23 protein-coding genes are annotated in these 16,986 nt (G+C 68.1%); 9 read left to right on the top strand and 14 right to left on the bottom strand.

What is annotated here, in order from left to right; translation table 11 throughout:
• The first annotated feature begins 168 nt into the window (after positions 1–168).
• The 5 genes from bioB to bioC are packed head-to-tail and all read left to right on the top strand — an operon-like array spanning position 169 to position 5,156.
• Entirely contained in the window at positions 169–1,209 is a 1,041-nt protein-coding gene (bioB, locus tag QAA18_RS10505; RefSeq protein WP_279412892.1) for a biotin synthase BioB, read from the top strand.
• Between the two features lie 12 nt (positions 1,210–1,221).
• On the top strand, positions 1,222–2,424 hold the full coding sequence (gene bioF / locus QAA18_RS10500; protein ID WP_279412891.1) for an 8-amino-7-oxononanoate synthase: 1,203 nt from the start codon (positions 1,222–1,224) through the stop codon (positions 2,422–2,424).
• Positions 2,421–3,425, top strand: a complete 1,005-nt coding sequence (locus QAA18_RS10495; protein WP_279412890.1) for a multidrug resistance efflux transporter family protein — start codon at positions 2,421–2,423, stop codon at positions 3,423–3,425. Before bioF ends, QAA18_RS10495 begins: the two co-directional genes overlap by 4 nt.
• A 23-nt stretch (positions 3,426–3,448) precedes the next feature.
• Positions 3,449–4,216 carry a pimeloyl-ACP methyl ester esterase BioH gene (gene bioH / locus QAA18_RS10490; RefSeq protein WP_279412894.1) on the top strand — a complete coding sequence of 256 codons (768 nt, stop codon included), beginning with the start codon at positions 3,449–3,451 and terminating at the stop codon, positions 4,214–4,216.
• 10 nt (positions 4,217–4,226) lie between these two features.
• Positions 4,227–5,156, top strand: coding sequence for a malonyl-ACP O-methyltransferase BioC (gene bioC, locus QAA18_RS10485; RefSeq protein WP_279412889.1), 930 nt, complete (start codon positions 4,227–4,229; stop codon positions 5,154–5,156).
• Here bioC and QAA18_RS10480 read toward each other — a convergent pair.
• Positions 5,148–6,113: a pyridoxal-phosphate dependent enzyme gene (locus QAA18_RS10480; protein WP_279412888.1), complete on the bottom strand. Its 966-nt coding sequence runs from the start codon at positions 6,111–6,113 to the stop codon at positions 5,148–5,150. The two genes, bioC and QAA18_RS10480, sit on opposite strands and share 9 nt — an antisense overlap.
• A gap of 113 nt (positions 6,114–6,226) precedes the next feature.
• Between QAA18_RS10480 and QAA18_RS10475 the strand changes: the two genes are divergently transcribed.
• The 3 genes from QAA18_RS10475 (at position 6,227) to QAA18_RS10465 (ending at position 10,377) form a co-directional block, all read left to right on the top strand.
• Positions 6,227–6,850, top strand: coding sequence for a hypothetical protein (locus tag QAA18_RS10475; protein ID WP_279412887.1), 624 nt, complete (start codon positions 6,227–6,229; stop codon positions 6,848–6,850).
• A gap of 354 nt (positions 6,851–7,204) precedes the next feature.
• The gene (gene mnmG / locus QAA18_RS10470) at positions 7,205–9,133 is read left to right on the top strand and encodes a tRNA uridine-5-carboxymethylaminomethyl(34) synthesis enzyme MnmG (protein ID WP_279412885.1); all 1,929 of its coding nucleotides are present in this window, start codon (positions 7,205–7,207) and stop codon (positions 9,131–9,133) included.
• Positions 9,121–10,377: a sialidase family protein gene (locus QAA18_RS10465; protein WP_279412884.1), complete on the top strand. Its 1,257-nt coding sequence runs from the start codon at positions 9,121–9,123 to the stop codon at positions 10,375–10,377. The genes mnmG and QAA18_RS10465 overlap by 13 nt, the downstream gene beginning before the upstream one ends.
• Positions 10,378–10,403: 26 nt before the next feature.
• Here QAA18_RS10465 and QAA18_RS10460 read toward each other — a convergent pair whose 3' ends face one another.
• Genes QAA18_RS10460 through QAA18_RS10415 form a run of 10 tightly spaced genes read right to left on the bottom strand, consistent with a single transcriptional unit; the run spans position 10,404 to position 14,421 of the window.
• Positions 10,404–10,607 (bottom strand): hypothetical protein, encoded by a 204-nt coding sequence (locus QAA18_RS10460; protein WP_279412883.1) that lies wholly within the window; start codon positions 10,605–10,607, stop codon positions 10,404–10,406.
• A gap of 27 nt (positions 10,608–10,634) precedes the next feature.
• The gene (locus tag QAA18_RS10455) at positions 10,635–11,057 is read right to left on the bottom strand and encodes a hypothetical protein (protein WP_279412882.1); all 423 of its coding nucleotides are present in this window, start codon (positions 11,055–11,057) and stop codon (positions 10,635–10,637) included.
• Positions 11,054–11,374 (bottom strand): TfoX/Sxy family protein, encoded by a 321-nt coding sequence (locus QAA18_RS10450; RefSeq protein WP_279412881.1) that lies wholly within the window; start codon positions 11,372–11,374, stop codon positions 11,054–11,056. The genes QAA18_RS10455 and QAA18_RS10450 overlap by 4 nt, the downstream gene beginning before the upstream one ends.
• A 19-nt stretch (positions 11,375–11,393) precedes the next feature.
• Positions 11,394–11,609 (bottom strand): hypothetical protein, encoded by a 216-nt coding sequence (locus QAA18_RS10445; RefSeq protein ID WP_279412880.1) that lies wholly within the window; start codon positions 11,607–11,609, stop codon positions 11,394–11,396.
• The gene (locus QAA18_RS10440; RefSeq protein ID WP_279412879.1) at positions 11,606–11,992 is read right to left on the bottom strand and encodes a hypothetical protein; all 387 of its coding nucleotides are present in this window, start codon (positions 11,990–11,992) and stop codon (positions 11,606–11,608) included. Before QAA18_RS10440 ends, QAA18_RS10445 begins: the two co-directional genes overlap by 4 nt.
• A gap of 13 nt (positions 11,993–12,005) precedes the next feature.
• A complete protein-coding gene (locus tag QAA18_RS10435) occupies positions 12,006–12,332 on the bottom strand; it encodes a hypothetical protein (RefSeq protein ID WP_279412878.1) in 327 nt (108 codons plus the stop codon).
• 56 nt (positions 12,333–12,388) lie between these two features.
• A complete protein-coding gene (locus QAA18_RS10430) occupies positions 12,389–12,823 on the bottom strand; it encodes a GNAT family N-acetyltransferase (RefSeq protein ID WP_279412877.1) in 435 nt (144 codons plus the stop codon).
• Positions 12,823–13,407 carry a hypothetical protein gene (locus QAA18_RS10425; protein ID WP_279412876.1) on the bottom strand — a complete coding sequence of 195 codons (585 nt, stop codon included), beginning with the start codon at positions 13,405–13,407 and terminating at the stop codon, positions 12,823–12,825. Before QAA18_RS10425 ends, QAA18_RS10430 begins: the two co-directional genes overlap by 1 nt.
• 1 nt (position 13,408) lies before the next feature.
• Positions 13,409–14,050: a CPBP family intramembrane metalloprotease gene (locus QAA18_RS10420; RefSeq protein ID WP_279412875.1), complete on the bottom strand. Its 642-nt coding sequence runs from the start codon at positions 14,048–14,050 to the stop codon at positions 13,409–13,411.
• The gene (locus QAA18_RS10415) at positions 14,047–14,421 is read right to left on the bottom strand and encodes a VOC family protein (RefSeq protein ID WP_279412874.1); all 375 of its coding nucleotides are present in this window, start codon (positions 14,419–14,421) and stop codon (positions 14,047–14,049) included. Before QAA18_RS10415 ends, QAA18_RS10420 begins: the two co-directional genes overlap by 4 nt.
• A gap of 140 nt (positions 14,422–14,561) precedes the next feature.
• Between QAA18_RS10415 and QAA18_RS10410 the strand changes: the two genes are divergently transcribed.
• The gene (locus QAA18_RS10410; RefSeq protein ID WP_279412872.1) at positions 14,562–14,810 is read left to right on the top strand and encodes a hypothetical protein; all 249 of its coding nucleotides are present in this window, start codon (positions 14,562–14,564) and stop codon (positions 14,808–14,810) included.
• A 12-nt stretch (positions 14,811–14,822) separates the two neighbouring features.
• Here QAA18_RS10410 and QAA18_RS10405 read toward each other — a convergent pair whose 3' ends face one another.
• The 3 genes from QAA18_RS10405 to QAA18_RS10395 all read right to left on the bottom strand — a co-directional run bounded on the left by QAA18_RS10405 (position 14,823) and on the right by QAA18_RS10395 (position 16,851).
• A complete protein-coding gene (locus QAA18_RS10405; protein ID WP_279412871.1) occupies positions 14,823–15,479 on the bottom strand; it encodes an MEDS domain-containing protein in 657 nt (218 codons plus the stop codon).
• A gap of 174 nt (positions 15,480–15,653) precedes the next feature.
• On the bottom strand, positions 15,654–16,199 hold the full coding sequence (locus QAA18_RS10400) for a hypothetical protein (RefSeq protein ID WP_279412870.1): 546 nt from the start codon (positions 16,197–16,199) through the stop codon (positions 15,654–15,656).
• 67 nt (positions 16,200–16,266) lie between these two features.
• The gene (locus QAA18_RS10395; protein ID WP_279412869.1) at positions 16,267–16,851 is read right to left on the bottom strand and encodes a hypothetical protein; all 585 of its coding nucleotides are present in this window, start codon (positions 16,849–16,851) and stop codon (positions 16,267–16,269) included.
• Positions 16,852–16,986: the final 135 nt, after the last annotated feature.

The raw sequence follows: 16,986 nt of genomic DNA, 5'->3' as shown, positions 1-16,986 counted from the left end.
AGGGCCGGCCGGGCCGCTTCGCCGCAGCCCAGGCAGCGCGGCCGCCAGGGGAGTGGAAGCCGCCAGCGCCGCCGCCCGTCAACCGGCTGGGCCGCGTTGCGGTTGACAGGCTCGGGCATGGTTTCCAGACTGCTCGGTTCCAGCTCCGGCTGCCGTCAGGAAATGCCCATGTCTGCTGTCAGGCCCGTCCTCCGCCACGACTGGCGCCGCGAGGAAGTGCTCGAACTGTTCGCCTTGCCGTTCCCGGAGCTGCTGTACCGCGCCGCCAGCGTCCATCGCGAACACTTCGACCCGGCCCAGGTCCAGGTCAGCACCCTGCTGTCGGTGAAGACCGGCGGCTGCCCCGAGGACTGCGGTTACTGCCCGCAGGCCGCGCGCTACCACACCGGCGTCGACGCCACCAAGCTGATGTCCACCGAGGCGGTGCTGGAGAAGGCACGCCAGGCCAAGGCCGCCGGCGCCTCGCGCTTCTGCATGGGCGCGGCCTGGCGCTCGCCCAAGGACCGCGACATTCCCAAGGTCGCGTCCATGATCCAGGAGGTGAAGGCGCGTGGCCTGGAGACCTGCGCCACCCTGGGCATGCTGTCCGACCCGCAGGCGCAGGCGCTCAAGGCCGCCGGCCTGGACTACTACCACCACACCCTGGACACCGCGCCCGAGTTCTACGGCGAGATCATCCACACCCGCGAGTTCCAGGACCGCCTGGATACCCTCTCGCACGTGCGCGACGCGGGCATGAAGACCTGCTGCGGCGGCATCGTCGGCATGGGCGAGTCGCGCGAGCAGCGCGCCGGCCTGCTCCAGGCGCTGGCGACCCTGCCGGCGCATCCGGATTCGGTGCCGATCAACCGCCTGGTCCAGGTCGAGGGCACGCCGCTGGCGGGTACCGCCGAGCTGGACCCGTTCGAGTTCGTGCGCACCATTGCCGTGGCCCGCATCCTGATGCCGAAGTCCATGGTGCGGCTGTCGGCCGGGCGCGAACAGATGTCCGACGAGCTGCAGGCGCTGTGCTTCGCCGCCGGCGCCAACTCGATCTTCTACGGCGAGAAGCTGCTGACCACCGGCAACCCCGACACCGAGCGCGACATGGCCCTGTTCGCGCGCCTCGGCCTGGTACCGATGCCGGTGCAGGTGGACGCGGCCGACCATGACCATGGCGGCACCATTCATGCCACCATCACCAGCCAGCCCGAGCCTGCGATCGCCTGATCGCCTGATCCCATGCAACGACCCGACATCCACGACCGCATCGAAGCCCAGCGCCTGGAACGCGAGGCGCACGGTCGGATCCGCGTGCGGCGCAGCGTGGTCCGTCGCGACGGCGTGGGTTGCGAGGTCGACGGGCGCTGGCTGCTGGATTTCTGCGGCAACGACTACCTCGGCCTGGCCCAGCACTTCGCGGTGGTCGACGCGCTGCAGGACAGCGCCGCGCGCAACGGCGCAGGCGGCGTCGCCTCGCACCTGGTCTGCGGCCACCACGCCGCGCACGACGCGCTCGAGCAGGAGATGGCCGACTGGCTCGGCACGCCGCGCGCGCTGCTGTTCGGCAGCGGTTACACCGCCAACCTCGCGGTGGTCCAGTCGCTCCTGGGCGACGGCGACACCTGCGTGCAGGACAAGCTCAACCACGCCAGCCTGATCGATGCCGCGCGCTTGGCCGATTGCCGGCTGCGCCGCTATCCGCACGGCGACGTCGAAGGCGCGATCCGTCAGCTGCGCGCGTTGCCCGAAGGCGCGGCGATGATCGCCACCGACGGGGTCTTCAGCATGGACGGCGACATCGCGCCGCTGCGCGAGCTGGCGCTGGTCGCGCGCGCGCAGCACGCGATGCTGTATGTCGACGATGCGCACGGCGTCGGCGTGCACGGCCCGGACGGACGCGGCAGCGTTGCCGCCGCCCGCCTGGATGCCGGACAGGTGCCGCTGCAGCTGGCCACGCTGGGCAAGGCACTGGGCAGCCATGGCGCCGTGCTCTGCGGTGATGCCGCGCTGATCCAGCACATTTCCGAGACCGCGCGTCCGTACATCTACACCACCGCATTGCCGCCGGCCCAGGCCGCCGCCGCGCTGGCCGCGGTGAAGCTCGCCCGCCGCGAGCAATGGCGCCGCGACAAGCTGCAGGAGTCGATAGCCCATTTCCGCGCCGGTGCGCAGAAGCTGGGCCTGTCGCTGCTGCCGTCCGACACGCCGATCCAGCCGCTGCTGTGCGGCGACGACCGCACTGCGTCGGCGATGTCGGCGGCGCTCGAGCAGTCGGGCTTCTGGGTGGCTGCGATCCGGCCGCCGACCGTGCCCGAGGGCAGCGCGCGGCTGCGCATCACGTTGAGCACCGGGCACGACCGCCTGCAGATCGATGCACTGCTGCACGGGCTGGCCCGGGCCCGCGACCAGCTGTCCGGGCGGCGGGCCGCAACACCGGCATGAGCGCCGCCGCGCAGGATCGTCGCCGCGCGCTGGCGGCGATCGCGGTTGCCTTGCTGTCGGGCCTGTTCTTCAGCCAGACCTACCTGTTCAACCGCGCCATCGCCATCGACGACGGGCACTGGGCGTGGACGGCGTCGTTGCGATACCTGGTGACCCTGCCGTTGCTGCTGCCATTGATGCCCTGGCAGGGCGGCACGGCGCCGGTGCTGCGTTCGATCGCTGCGCATCCGATGGCGTGGCTGCGCTACAGCGGGATCGGCTTCGTGGTGTTCTATTGCCTGCTCGCGTTCGCCGCCAGCAGCGGGCCGTCGTGGCTGGTCGCCGGTTCCTTCATGTTCACCGTGATCGCCGGCATGCTGTGCGCGCCCTTCATCTACCGCGACGCGCGCAGGCGCGTGCCGCGCGCGGCACTGGCGATCGGCGCGGCGATCTTCGCTGGCGTGCTGATGATGCAGGTCGGTCATGCGCAGGGGCCGCTCGACCGCGCCGGATGGATCGCACTGGCGTGCGTGTTGGGAGCCGCGATCGCATTCCCGCTGGGAAACCGCCTGCTGTTGCTGCACCTGGAAGACACCGGCGAACCGCTCAACGCCACCCAGCGCGTGTTCGGCATGACCCTGGCCGGCCAGCCGCTGTGGTGGCTGGTCGCGTTGTACGCCTGGTCGCAGGCCGGCGTTCCGCCCCTTTCGCAGGTGCTGCTTACGGCCGGCGTCGCGCTCAGCGCCGGCGTCGTCGCGATGATCCTGTTCTTCCAGGCCACCGGCATGGTCCGCGACAAACCGGCCGCGCTGGGCGCGGTGGAAGGCATGCAGGCGGCCGAACTGCTGATCACCATGCTGCTCGGTGTGTGGTTCCTGCACGAGGCCTGGCCGCGGGGCATCGCGCTGTGGGGCGTGGTCCTGATCGTCCTGGGCATCGCTGCGTTCGCCTGGCTGGTAGCGCGCCCGCCGGCGGGCGCCAGGCCCGACCCGCGCGTCCTGCGCACGGACCGCGGCGCATGAGCACGCGCCGGTACAGGGACGAAATCTACGTTGAGGTCGCGGGCGACGGTCCGCCGCTGGTGCTGCTGCACGGCTGGGCCATGCACGGCGGCATCTTCGCGCCCCTGGTCGAACGCCTGCGCGGGCGTTTCCGCATGCACGTGGTCGACCTGCCGGGGCACGGCAACAGCCGCGACTGCAGCGTGCCGTTGCAATTGCAGGCCTGCGTCGACGCGATCGCCGAGGTGGTGCCTGCCGGCGCGTCGTGGTGCGGCTGGTCGCTGGGCGGCCTGATCGCCTTGCATGCCGCAGCCACGCGACCTGCCGACGTGCCTGCGCTGGCGATGCTGTGCGCCAGCCCGCGCTTCGTTCGCGGCGAGGACTGGAAGCATGGCGTGGCCGCGGAAGTCTTCCGTGACTTCGCCAGCGGCCTGCGCGACGACTACCGCGGTACGCTCGATCGCTTTGTCGCGCTCGAGGCGTTCGGTTCGGAACATGCGAAGGACGAGATCCGCACCTTGCGCGAAGGACTGTTCGAACGCTGCGAGCCCGCCGCGTCGGTGCTTGCCGAGGGCCTGGAGTTGCTCGAGACCACGGATCTGCGCGACACCTTGCCCGGCCTGCAGGTGCCGAGCCTGTGGCTGGCCGGGCGGCGCGACCGCCTGGTCGATCCACGCGCGATGCGCGACGCCGCGGCGCTGGCGCCGGCCTCGACCGTGCACGTGGTGGAACACGCAGGACATGCGCCTTTCCTGACCCATGGCGATGAAGTCGCCACTCGTCTTTCCGCCCTGATGGAGCAACTGCAGTGAACCCCTTGTCGTGAACCACGGCGACACTTTCGATGCGCGCCAGGTGCGACGCGCGTTCTCGCGTGCGGCGCCCGGCTATGAAGCCGCCGCCGCATTGCAGCGCGAGGTCGAGGCGCAGCTGCTCGAGTCGCTGGAGTTCCATGCCGCGCGCCATGGCGACGACACCGTGCCGCAGCGCGTGCTCGACCTGGGCAGCGGCACGGGTCGCGCCGCGACCGCGATGCGCGGCCGCTGGCCGAAGGCGCACGTGCTGGCGATGGACCTGGCCTTGCCGATGCTGCGCGAGGGTCGAAACCGCGAACGCTGGCATCCGTTGCGCCGGCGCGTCGACCGCGTCTGTGCCGACGCACGCGCACTGCCGCTGGCCGACGGCGGCATCGACGTGCTGTTCTCCAACCTGTGCCTGCAGTGGGTCGAGGATCTGCCTGCGGTGTTCGCCGGATTCCGCCGCGTGCTGCGCCCGGGCGGGATGTTGCTGGTCTCCACCTTCGGCCCCGACACGCTATTCGAGCTGCGCAATGCCTTTGCCGCCGCCGATGCCGAGGCCCCGCACGTCAGCCCGTTCGCCTCGATCGCCACCTTCGGCGACGCGCTGATGCATGCCGGCTTCCGCGATCCGGTGCTCGACCGCGACAACATCGTCAACCGCTATCCCGACCTGCCGGCGCTGATGCGCGAACTGCGTGCGCTGGGTGCGACCAACGCATTGCGCGGGCGCCGGCACACGCTCACCGGCAAGTCGCGTTTCGCCCGCGCCGCCGAACACTACGCGCGCGAATACGGCGACGCGCAGGGCCTGCCGGCGACCTGGGAGATCATCACCGCCATGGCCTGGGCACCGCCTGCCGGTGCACCGATCCGCGAGCGCGACGCCGAGATCGCCAGCTTCCCCGCCAACCGGATTCCGATCCGGCGTCGCGGAAACGCGCCCTCAGGTTGAGAACGGCAGCGCGTCCAGGTCGACGTTGCCGCCGCTGAGCACCACGCCCACGCGCTTGCCTGCAAACCGCTCGCGCTGCTGCAGCACCGCGGCCAGGGCGATGGCGGAGGAGGGCTCGACCAGCAGCTTCAGCCGCGTCCACAACAGGCGCATCGCCGCAACGGTGTCGCTGTCGTCGACCACCACCACCGACGCGCCATGGCGGCGCAGGATCTCGAAGCCCGGCGCGCCGAGCGTCCCGCGCAATCCGTCGCAGATCGTGTCAGGAACGAAATCGTGGTCCAGGCGACCGGTGGCCAGGGACGCCGCGGTGTCCGCCGCGCCTCGCGGTTCGGCCAGCACGAGTTGGCAGCCGGGCGCCTGCGCAGCCGCCACCAGCGCGCAACCCGACGCCAGCCCGCCGCCACCCACCGGCGTTACCAGCACGTCCAGCGTGCCGGCGGCGTTGAGCAGTTCAAGCGCCACCGTTCCCTGGCCCGCGATCACCATCGGATCCACATAGGGATGGACGAACGTGGCCGCGGTCCCGCGCTGCACCTCGGCCGCCTTCGCCTCGCGCGCGGCGATCGTCGGCGCGCAGCGATGCAGGGTCGCGCCATAGCCGCGGATCGCGGCGAGCTTGGCCTCGACCGCACCTTCGGGCACCACCACATGGCAGGCGATGCCACGCGTGCGCGCCGCCAGCGCCAGCGCAGCGCCGTGGTTGCCGGAAGAATGGGTGACCACGCCGCGCGCGGCCGTGTCGGCGTCCAGCGCCCACACCGCGTTGCAGGCCCCGCGGAACTTGAACGCCCCCGCGCGCTGGAGCGGTTCGCACTTGAAGTGCAGTTCGCAACCGGCCATCGCCTCCAGGGTGCGCGAGCGCAGCACCGGCGTGGCATGGGCATGCGGGGCGATCCGTGCGGCCGCGGCGAGAACGTCCCGGAAGCCGGGTAGCGAGGGGTTTTCCTTGGTCATGCGGCATCGTAATACCTGAGCCGTTCAGGCAGCAGCCACCCCGATGGCGCAGGATTAAGCACCGATTCAATGCCTGGCGCCGATGCTGGGCCCACTCCGCAGGGGCCAGGCTCATGATCCGCAAGCTGATTCTTCCCGCACTCGCCGCCCTGTTGCTGGCCGGTTGTGCGAGCTACCAGTACCGGAGCGGTACCGCCGGCGACTACTACTATGGCCAGCCGGGCACCGAGTACCGCTATTACGGCTACCCGTCGTACGGCTACGGCGGTTACGGCTATGGGGCCTACGGCTACGGCTACCCGTCGTACTTCAGCTACCGCAGCTATTACGGCTATCCATATGGCTATGGTGGCTACTACCGGCCACCCTACAAGGGTCCGCACCACGGTCACGGCCACGGTGGCAACCACAACGGCGGCAACGATCCGGGTCCGGGCCAGAATCCGCCTCCGGCCGGCAACGACAACCAGGATCGCCCGACTGCGCCGTGGCGCGACCTGGAGCGCCTGCGCGAGCGCGCCCGCGTGCACGACCGCGTGCGCCCGTCCAGCGCCGAACCCGGCGCGGCCCCGTATCGGCGGGTCACCCCGCAGCGATCCAGCCCGGCCCCGCAGCGCTCGAATCCGGTCCGGCAGCGGTCGAATGCGGTTCCGCAGCGGTCGAATCCGGTCCGCTCCCGCTCTTCGGAAGTCCGGAGCATCCGGAAACGAGACCGCGGTCCCACTACGGAACTCTGATCGGGCTTGCGTGCCCCGGCGTGGATGCCCAAGCTAGCGTCCATGTGACGCTGCGCGTCCCATCGCGACCCTGATCGCGTCACATCGCTCCTATGTCGATACCCGGCGGGGACCTCCGGATCCCCCCTGTTCCGTTACCTCGCCGGGTGTCGGCACTCTTCCCGGGACGCAAGGGCCCTGGAAAAGGAGAGGGGCCGGCGCCCCCCGACGCCAGCCCCTCGTTGCTTCCCCGGTATGCGCTGGGCCCGCCCTGTTCCATCCGGGCCCCTGAGCGCCCCTGACGCATCTGCCACGCCGGGTGCATGGATGTAGACGCAGGAACCGTGCCAACTTTTCCCGCGCGATAATGCCCCCGTGACCCAGCCCGCCCGCTCGCGCCAGGATTTCCAGCGCCACGACGTGATCGTGGTCGGCGGCGGCCATGCCGGTACCGAGGCCGCACTGGCCGCGGCCCGCGCCGGCGCCCGCACGCTGCTGCTGACCCACAACATCGAGACCGTGGGCGCGATGAGCTGCAACCCGGCCATCGGCGGCATCGGCAAGGGGCATCTGGTGCGCGAGATCGACGCCATGGGCGGGATCATGGCGCGTGCGGCCGACGCGGCCGGCATCCAGTGGCGCCGCCTCAACGCCTCCAAGGGCCCGGCGGTGCGCGCCACGCGCTGCCAGGCCGACCGCGCGCTGTACCGCGCCTTCATCCGCAGGGCGGTCGAGGCGCAGGACAACCTCACGATCTTCCAGGCACCCGTCGATGACCTCATCATCGAGGGGGACGCCGTCCGCGGCGCCATCACCAACACCGGCCTGCGCTTCGAGGCGCCCGCCGTGGTGCTGACCGCCGGCACCTTCCTGGCCGGCAGGATCCATGTGGGCGAAACGCAGTACGCCGCCGGGCGCATGGGCGATCCGCCGGCGACCACGCTTGCCGCGCGGCTGCGCGAGCGCCCCTTCGTCGTCGACCGCCTCAAGACGGGCACGCCGCCGCGCATCGACGGCCGCACGCTGGACTACTCGGTGATGGAGATCCAGCCCGGCGACGATCCGCGCCCGGTGTTCTCCTTCATGGGCTCGCGCGACGACCATCCGCGCCAGGTGCCGTGCTGGATCACCCACACCAGCGAGCGCACCCACGAGATCATCCGCGGCGCGCTGCATCGTTCGCCGCTGTACAGCGGCCAGATCGAAGGCACCGGGCCGCGCTACTGCCCGTCGATCGAGGACAAGGTGGTGCGTTTCGCCGACAAGGCCTCGCACCAGATCTTCGTCGAGCCCGAAGGCCTGGACGTCACCGAGATCTATCCCAACGGCATCTCGACCTCGCTGCCGTTCGACGCGCAGCTGGAGCTCGTGCATTCGATCCGCGGCTTCGAGAACGCGCACATCACCCGGCCCGGCTACGCGATCGAGTACGACTACTTCGATCCCCGCGGGCTCAAGGCCTCGCTCGAGACCAAGGCGGTCTCCGGCCTGTTCTTCGCCGGCCAGATCAACGGCACCACCGGTTACGAGGAAGCCGCCGCGCAAGGGTTGGTGGCCGGCCTCAACGCCGCGCGCTTCGTGCGCGGCCTGGAGGCATGGTCGCCGCGCCGCGACCAGGCATACATGGGCGTGCTGATCGACGACCTGATCACCCAGGGGACGCCCGAGCCGTACCGCATGTTCACCTCGCGCGCCGAGTACCGCCTGCAGTTGCGCGAAGACAACGCCGACCTGCGCCTGACCGGCATCGGCCGCGAGCTCGGCCTGGTCGACGACGCGCGTTTCGCCGCCTTCGAGCGCAAGCGCGATGCGGTCGAACGCGAGACCGCGCGCCTGGGCGCGCTGTGGGCTTCGCCCGCGAACGCGCTGGGCGGCGAAGTCGCCGGCGTGCTGCAGCTGCCGTTGTCGCGCGAGACCAACGCGCTGGACCTGCTCAAGCGGCCCGAAGTCGATTACGCCAGGCTGCTGTCGCTGCCGTCGCTGATGCCGGCGGTGGCCGATGCCGACGTGGCCGAGCAGGTCGAGATCGGCGTGAAGTATGCCGGCTACCTCGAACGCCAGCGCGAGGAGATAGCGCGCCAGCAGCGCCACGAGACCACGCGCATTCCCGACGGCTTCGACTACGCGCAGGTACGCGGCCTGTCCGCCGAAGCGCAACAGAAGCTCGAGCGCGTGCGCCCCGAGACCATCGGCCAGGCGCAGCGCATCCCGGGCGTCACCCCCGCCGCCATCTCCCTCCTGCTCGTCCACGTCGCCCAGTGGGAGCGGCGGAAGCCGCGAAAGGACTATCCATGCGCAAGTTGATCGCCGTTCTGCTGTTGCTCGCCGTCGCCGCCTGCGGCAAGGAACCGGATGCCGCCGCCGTCGTCGCGGATCCGAAGCAGCCCTACGCCGTACACGAATGGCCGATCCCCGCGCAGGCGCACTCCGGCCAGCCGGACCTGGCGTCCGCGCCCGACGGCCGCGTGCTGCTCACCTGGATCAGCCGCCTGCCTGGCCGCAGGCCTGCGCTGATGTACGTCGGCATGGCCGAAAACGGCCACTGGTACAGTTCGGCGCGCAGCGTCGTGGTCGGCGAGTCGCTGATGGCCAGCTGGGCGAACGTGCCGCACATCGCGCAGACCCCGGACGGCGCGCTCTGGGTCCAGTTCATGCAGAAGCGCGGCGAAGGCCACGCCGGCGACATCGCCCTGGCGCGTTCTTCCGACGGCGGCTTCAACTGGAGCACCCCGGTCGCGGTGAACGACACCGGCATCATGGCCGAGCACGGCTTTGCCGCGCTGTGGCCGGTCGGCCGCGACCGCATCGGCGTTGCCTGGTTGGCAGGCCCGCCGATGGAAGAGGGTGCCGACACCGGCGAAGGCATGCACCACGGGCACGGCAGCACCCAGCTGCGCGCCACCACCTTCGACCTGAACCTGCAGCGCAGCGACGACACCGTGCTCGACACGATGACCTGCGACTGCTGCCAGAGCGAACTGGCGATGACCACGCAAGGGCCTGTGCTGGCCTACCGCGACCGCACCGCAGCCGAGGTCCGCGACATCGTGGTCGTGCGCATGACCGCCGACGGCTGGAGCGAGCCGGTGCTGGTGCATCCGGACAACTGGGTGATGGCCGGTTGCCCGGTCAACGGCCCGGCGATCGCGAGCCACGGTGACAACGTCGTCGTTGCCTGGTTCACCGCGGCCGACGACAAGCCGCTGGTGCAGGTGGCGCGCAGCACCGACGCCGGCGCCAGCTTCCGCCCGCCGGTGGTGCTGGAGCAGGGCAATGCCGTGCAGGGCCGCACCGCAGTCGCCCTCGACGAAGCCCAGGCCTGGATCCTGTGGATCCGCGAGGATGCGGGCGGCCAGTCGCTGTGGCTGTCGCGGCGCACTCCGGACCTGTCGACCGAACTGCAGCGCCTGGAAGTGGCGAAGCTGCAGGGTCGCGGCCGCGCCACCGGCTATCCGCAGATCGTGCTGCGCGACGGTGTCGCGCACATCGCGTGGACCGACATCGTCGACGGCGTCTCGCGCCTGCGCGGCGCGATCGTCAGTCCCTGACCCGTGGGAGCGGCGGCAGCCGCGACTCAGGCAGTCGCGGCCGGCCCGCCCAGCACGCGCGCCGGCAGGAACAGCAGCGCACGCAGGAACGCGAAGATCGCGGCGAAGGTGATGCCGACCAGCCGGAACGGGAGGGACACCAGCCATACCAGCGGCCAGAGCACGAGTGCGAGCAGCGCCAGCGGCCAGCACACGACGAGCAACAGGCACCACAGGAGGAAAGCGGCCATGGGGAAACTCCGGTACGAGCCCCGAGTCTAGCGCAGCCAGCCCGCGCGTACGCCATGGCGGCCCAGCAGCGCCAGGGCAATGGAGATCACCAGCACCACGCCCTGCATCGCCACCGCGCCGGGCCCGGCCAGTGTTGCGCCGTCGGCAAGCACGAACAGGCCGATGTCCTGGGCGATCACGCCGACCAGCGACAGCCACAGCAGTTTCGAAGCCCAGCGCTTGCGCAGCAGCAGGCCGATGCAGCCGACCGCGCCGCCGAGCACCGCCACGCCGGTGGCCGAGACCGCCCACAGCGGGCGCGACGCGTACAGCTGCTGCATCTCCGCGCCCATCGCCGCCACCTGTTCCGGCGTCAGGCGCATGTCCATGACCCAGGCGAAGCAGCCCAGCAGGTTCCACAGCAGGCCCACGATGGCGACGGGCGTCAACCACTTCGGTGCATTGCTCATTTCCGTTTCCTCTTCGGAGTGGGAAGGGCGTCGAAGGTCGTACGCAACAGCTTGCGCAGGGCTTCGCTGTCGTCGAGATCCTCGACCAGGAACCACGGTTTGGCTTCCGGGTAGGGTTCCACGCCGGGCGGATCGCCGCCCAGCAACGCCCGGCCGGCGGGCGTCGGTTTCAGCAACAGCTGGTCGTCGCACACCAGCGCAACAATTCTGCCGTCCAGCCACAGACCCCACTCGCCGAACAGGCGCTTGTGCACCAGTTCGTCGCCGAGGCCGATCTGCTCAACGACGTATTCGACGAAGCCGGGATCGGAAGCCATGGCTGTTCGTTTTCCGGCCTCAGGAGTCGCTGCGGGCGTTTCGTTGCGACAGCAAATGGGTGAGAAGCTCGTTGGTGCGGCGGCTTTCGGCGATCAGCGTATCCAGCCGCCCCTTGGTGCCGAAGATCGCGAACGGCAGGAAGAACCAGACGATCGCCACCAGCAGCAGGAAGAAGAACACGAACAGGCCCAGGATTCCGCTGAACAATCCCAGCCCAAGCATTGCGTCGGTCATTGCACTCCCCCTTGTCCCACGATGCGCGCCAGCAAAGCGCCGGCGAGCGCCCCAACGCCCGCGACCAGGAGGCCCGGGCCTGCCGACAATATCAATTCCAGCGGCCACAGGTTGTGCGAGGTCGGATCCCGGATGCCCTCCGCGACGACCCGCGCGAACACGGCGGCCGGAACGGCAGAGCCGGCGACGAGCGCGGTCAGCCAGGCACGGGTGCCCAGAAAGGCGCGGCAAAGGAACGAGATGGCGCCCACGGCGACCAGGCCCCAGCCCCAGATGTCCCCGGGCAACCCGACCTGCGCATAGGGAATGGGCCAGTATGGCAACCCCGTGGCCAGGAAGCTCGCCGCGACTGCGGCAACCAGGATGCGGATCTCCCTCGTCATCGTGCCTCCTGCGTCATGCCAGGAAGAATTCGACTTTTCCGCAACTGGCGCACGCGTGGACATCGAAACTTTCCCGGTTCACCAGGAGCTCGCCCACATCCCCCAATCCGACCGGCCAGGTACGCGAGCCTTCGTGGAACTTCATGCGCCGCGACAGCACCATCGGCTCCCCGCAACGCAGGCAGTTCAACTTGCGCACGACCGGCGCTCGCGAGGCGGGTGGCGCTTCGTCGGGAACGAAGCCATCAGCCGGCGGCGCGCCGTCAGCGCTGGTGCCGCAGCGCCAGCAGACGGAATAGCCGGGTTCGAAAGCTTCATCGCACTGCGGGCATCTGTCCATTCAACGACTTCCATGTCTCATCGATGGGGGCAAAGATAAACCATTCCCGCCTGTTCCTACGCGGCGGGAGAAGTCATGTGGACCTTGCCGTGTTCGTCCACGGTTCGGGTCTCGAATCCGAGTCTTTCATACAACAGCAAGGCCGGATTGTCGACGAAGACGCGCAGCCCGACGCGTGGAAAACCACGGCGCACGGCGTCCGCCCGGGTCCAGGCAATCGCCCAGCTACCGATGCCTTGATTCTGCCATGCGGGCAGGACCTGCAAGTCACGGATGTCCAGAGCATCGTTGTTTGCCAGCAGACGGAGCACCCCCACCATCTCGTCGTTGGCCAGCAGCATGTAATTCTCGAACTCGCCCCACGTAGTCTGGAAGCGTTTGCGGCTCCATTCGACGCCACGCGTCGCGTGGTAATGCGCCATGTTGCCGCGGCTCACCGCCTCGCAGAAGGCGATGTCGGAATCGACAGCGTGTCTGATCGAAAGACGCATCAGCGTCGGGCGCCTTCGATTGCCCGCCATGCATTTTCGCGGCCGACGCTTTGTTCCCATTCCCGGTAACGGAGCGCGAGCGGCCGTGCGTATTCCGGAAGGTCGTACTCGGGCGGCTCGCTCACGAAGAACGGCATGCCTTCCTTGAACCAGTCCGGTGTCCGCTCCCTGCCGCGCAAGCCGAGCTCCTGCGCCTGGAGCATGTGGATGTATTCGTGTTCGACGATGTGCGGAACCCAGGATTCCGGCGGCAGGATCACCCCCCAGTCGAACAGCGTGGCGCCACGCTCCACGCCGCCGCCGAACGAGCGATAGCAGGCGCGGCTCGAGCAGAACACGGTCAGTGGTGGTTCCTCCAGTGCAACCAGCTCGCGCCCCACGGCGGCTATCGCGGCCTGCTGCAGTGCCCGCGCTTCGTGCAGCCGCCCCGGCTCCTCGACGCAGATCCTGTCGAAGCAGCTCACCCCATTGAGCTCGGGCGCGAGGATCCGGATGGGCTTGAATGCCGCCCAGGCGATGGCAGGCAGGGAGACGATGGCGGCGACCACCAGCAGAACCGCCGTGCGGGGTGCGTTGATCGCCACGTTACCGGATGGTGGGATCGTAGAGGTTGAGCAGCACGAGCGCCCCAAGTCCCAGCAGGTTGGCCAGCATGTGGCCGGCCACGCACCAGCGCAGGCTGCCGGTGCGTTGATAGGCCAGGCCCCATATCACCCCGACGAGGAGCAACGCGCCAACCGCCTCGGGTTTGCGCAGCGGCAGCGAATGGATACCCCAGATGAGGGGGTGGCTGGCTGCAAACCATGCCGACGAATACAGCAGGCTCGCGGCCTTGCCCCACGAGGCGGTGGAGTCCATCAGCATGCCACGCCAGTACGACTCCTCGAACCACGGATTGACCAGGGCGAACACGAGCCATGCCGCGACCAGTCCCGTGTCCGAGAGCAGCGACCAATGGCTCGCGAACCCGTGCAGCGAGAGCAAGCCGGCCATGACGGCAAGGGCCGACCAGAAGACCGAACCGGTGGCGCGCGCGAACCTGTTCGTGGGCGGGCGTGGATACCGGCGCAGCAGGAATCCGATGACCAGCCAGAAGCCGAGCATGGTGGGGACCCATGCCCACACGCCGAGGTAGTGCCCCGCGATGAACTGGATGGCGCCGCAGATCGCGACGAGCGCGATGGGCGACAAGGCAAACAGGAGCCCGGCCGTGCGCGAGTGCATCATGCCGGCGGTTCCCACAGCTCCACCTTGTTGCCGTCCGGATCGATGACCCAGCCGAAGCGCCCCTGCTCGGAAGTTTCCGTCTTGGCGAGGACGTTGCAGCCTTCGGCCCGCAAGGCCGTCAGCAGCGCGTCCAGGTCGGCGACGCGGAAGTTCACCATGAACGAACCGGTGCCCGGCGCCATGTAGGTCGTGTCCGCCGCGAAGGGACTCCAGAGCGTGATGCCCGCTTCGCTGCCGTCGCCGCCCCACTGGAACACCGCGCCGCCCCAGTCGCTCACGTCCAGGCCGAGATGGTCGCGATACCAGGCCGAAAGCGCTTTGGGGTCGCGCGCCTTGAAGAAGATGCCGCCGATGCCGGTTACGCGCTTCATCGCTGGGATTTCGCCCATTCAGGTCATTCACGCAATCCTACACCGGGTAGCGCATGATCGGCCTTGCATTCGCTGGGTGAGTCACCCCTTCGTGCTTCCTGGGCCTCCGTGCAGCTCACCAGTTCGGGCTGGAGCGACTCTTGAAATTCCGTCTTTATGCCGGGCCATCGGCCTGGTTGCTCGTACCGGAATGCATGCTGGCATCGCAGGCTGCCGCCACCAGGCATGGGCCGCTGCAACTGCTGGGCACCATCGACGACGCGTTGGTCGACAAGGCAGCCCTGCCGTCCATCCTTGCGATGATCGACGCCGATTCTTTCGCCACCATCCCCGGCGACATGGCCACGCACCTGGAGCGTGCAGCGCTGGGTATGGAAATGTCCGACTGACCCGACTGGGCGTCAGGACGCAGGCGCCTGGATCGGTGCTGCTCGCGGCCGCCGCAGTGCCACCGACTTCAGGAACTCCAGCGGCTCGACGAAGAACGGGTTCTCGTGCACCTGCTCGCCGAGGATCACGTGCGAGTGCGTGGCCAGGGCATCGGCCACGACCTGCCCGCTGCACTCGTTGATGTCGTAGACGCAGAGCAGGGTGCAGTCGTATTGCGACGCCAGCAGGTTGACCTTGGCCTCGTAGGCCATCAGTTCGTCGGTGGTCTGCAGGTTGCGCATGATCCAGACCGCATCGCCATACACGCGCAGCCGTCCACGCGGGCCGTTGGTCGCGTTGCGCAACTGCTCCTCGAGCAGCATGTACATGCGGTCCACCACGAACATGCCGCCGAGCAGGTAGGTGTCCTCGGAAGCGAGGACCCTTAGCTGCTCACTGTCCAGGGCCGGGTCGACGGCCACGCCGCCGGCGCGCATCCGCTCCAGATGCTCGACATGGAAGCCGGACTCGACGATGGTGAGGACCTCCTCGCCCGCCTCGATGCCCTCGTGGAAATAGGGATTGAGGATCCGGTATTGCTCGTCGATCGACGACACGAACGCGCAGACGTGCCGGCAGGGGACGCGGTGCCCGCAGAGGGTGACGGCTTGGGGGGCATCAGGTGTCATGGCTGCTCAATGAGTCAGGGCAATGCCAAAGCCCACGCCCAAGGCCACATTGTCGAGGGCGGCGCCGAAGCCCGTGCCAATTTCGACACCAAGCGCGATGCCGATGCCGAGGTTGGTGGACTTCATGTCGTCGCTGTTCCTGGGCATGTGATATACCTCGAAAGGGGCTCTTGCCTAGAAGCGTAGATTACCGGTAACAAGGGTGCCAAATGGCGACTCCACCGTTTCGACGAAGACCGCGGATCCTTCACCAAGCATGAAAGGAAGGTTTCTTCCCATGCACATGGACATATCCAGGTCCCCGTCACCTGTCTTGATAGTGGCGCCTAGTCGTGCGCAGCGCCCTGACCGCCTACGCGTAAACGCTTTTTGCGAGCTCGGGTCCCAGCTATTGACGATTCCCACGCGGTACTGGGCTTGCCCAGTCGCTATTGCAAGAATGGATGCGCCGAAATAGATGAGCGCCAGATAGGAAAAAACCACCATTACCAGGAAAATGATGGTGCGTAGCCCGCGATTATCCCGCTTCCCGAACGACCTCGACGATGGCTCTGCCTTGTAGGGGACTCGCGCGTTCATGAGCCAATACGCCGTGAAGAGCGCAACTGGAGCGGCAAGCAGGAACGTGATGGGTTTCGGGTAGAAGGATTCCAAACCCATGCCGACCACGGCAACAAGCATCAGGGCAATGGATATGGTGGTCGCAGCAATCTTTTTCATGGAATCCAGCGATCAAATCAAGCCGCGCCGCTTTGCGACGGCGGCAGAGTCGCAATCCTGTGGGACTTTACCGGCGCTGCGAAGCCGTGTCGGCTTGAACGAACTGTTGGGCACCGGGCGGTAGGACCCTGGCCTGGCGAGCTTCATAAACAAACTCTGGCGCATTGACGTACTGCAGAGCGCTGTCCCACAGTGGATCCGTACGGTCGAGAAGATTGTCCGCCAGCGCTTTTATCTCTGGCGGGGCATTGTCCGTGAAGTAGCCTTTGCTGCCAGCATTCTTGTCATAGCTGACGCCCCTTATCTCGAACCCCAGGGGCAAGACATTTCTTGCCTTCTGCTGCTCGATATCCGCGTGCGCCGTTTCCCAGGTTATGGCGCGTGCCATCAAATAGTAAGCGCGCCCATCAAATCTTCCATTAGCCGTGTAATCCGAGCGTGGCGGATACTTGGGATGGATCCTTCTTCTGAACAGACCACCGACAACGAATCTAAAGTGCATGTTGTCGGAAGACATCTCGTAACGACGGCAGTCGACAACATCAACCCAATGGCCTTTTGCCTGCGCGAGATGCTTCTTCACCAGAAGGACGGCAAACGCTTCTTCTGTGTTCGCGTACTCGCGATATCTTTTGAGTAGCTTTTCGATCATGGCTCGTTTGCCGAGGATGTGGGCACTGCGCCTGACGCAGGAGCTACCCGTCGGGGAAGTTCCGGCTCGGCTTGAATGATCGAATGGACTCCTCCCGCGTCGCCACACGGCTTCGTTGAGCCAGACTGATGTTTC

This window comes from Luteimonas sp. 8-5 (assembly GCF_029763755.1).
Classification (GTDB): domain Bacteria; phylum Pseudomonadota; class Gammaproteobacteria; order Xanthomonadales; family Xanthomonadaceae; genus Cognatiluteimonas.
The sequence above is the reverse complement of the archived record's forward strand: the minus strand, read 5'-3'. Positions and strand labels throughout refer to the sequence as shown.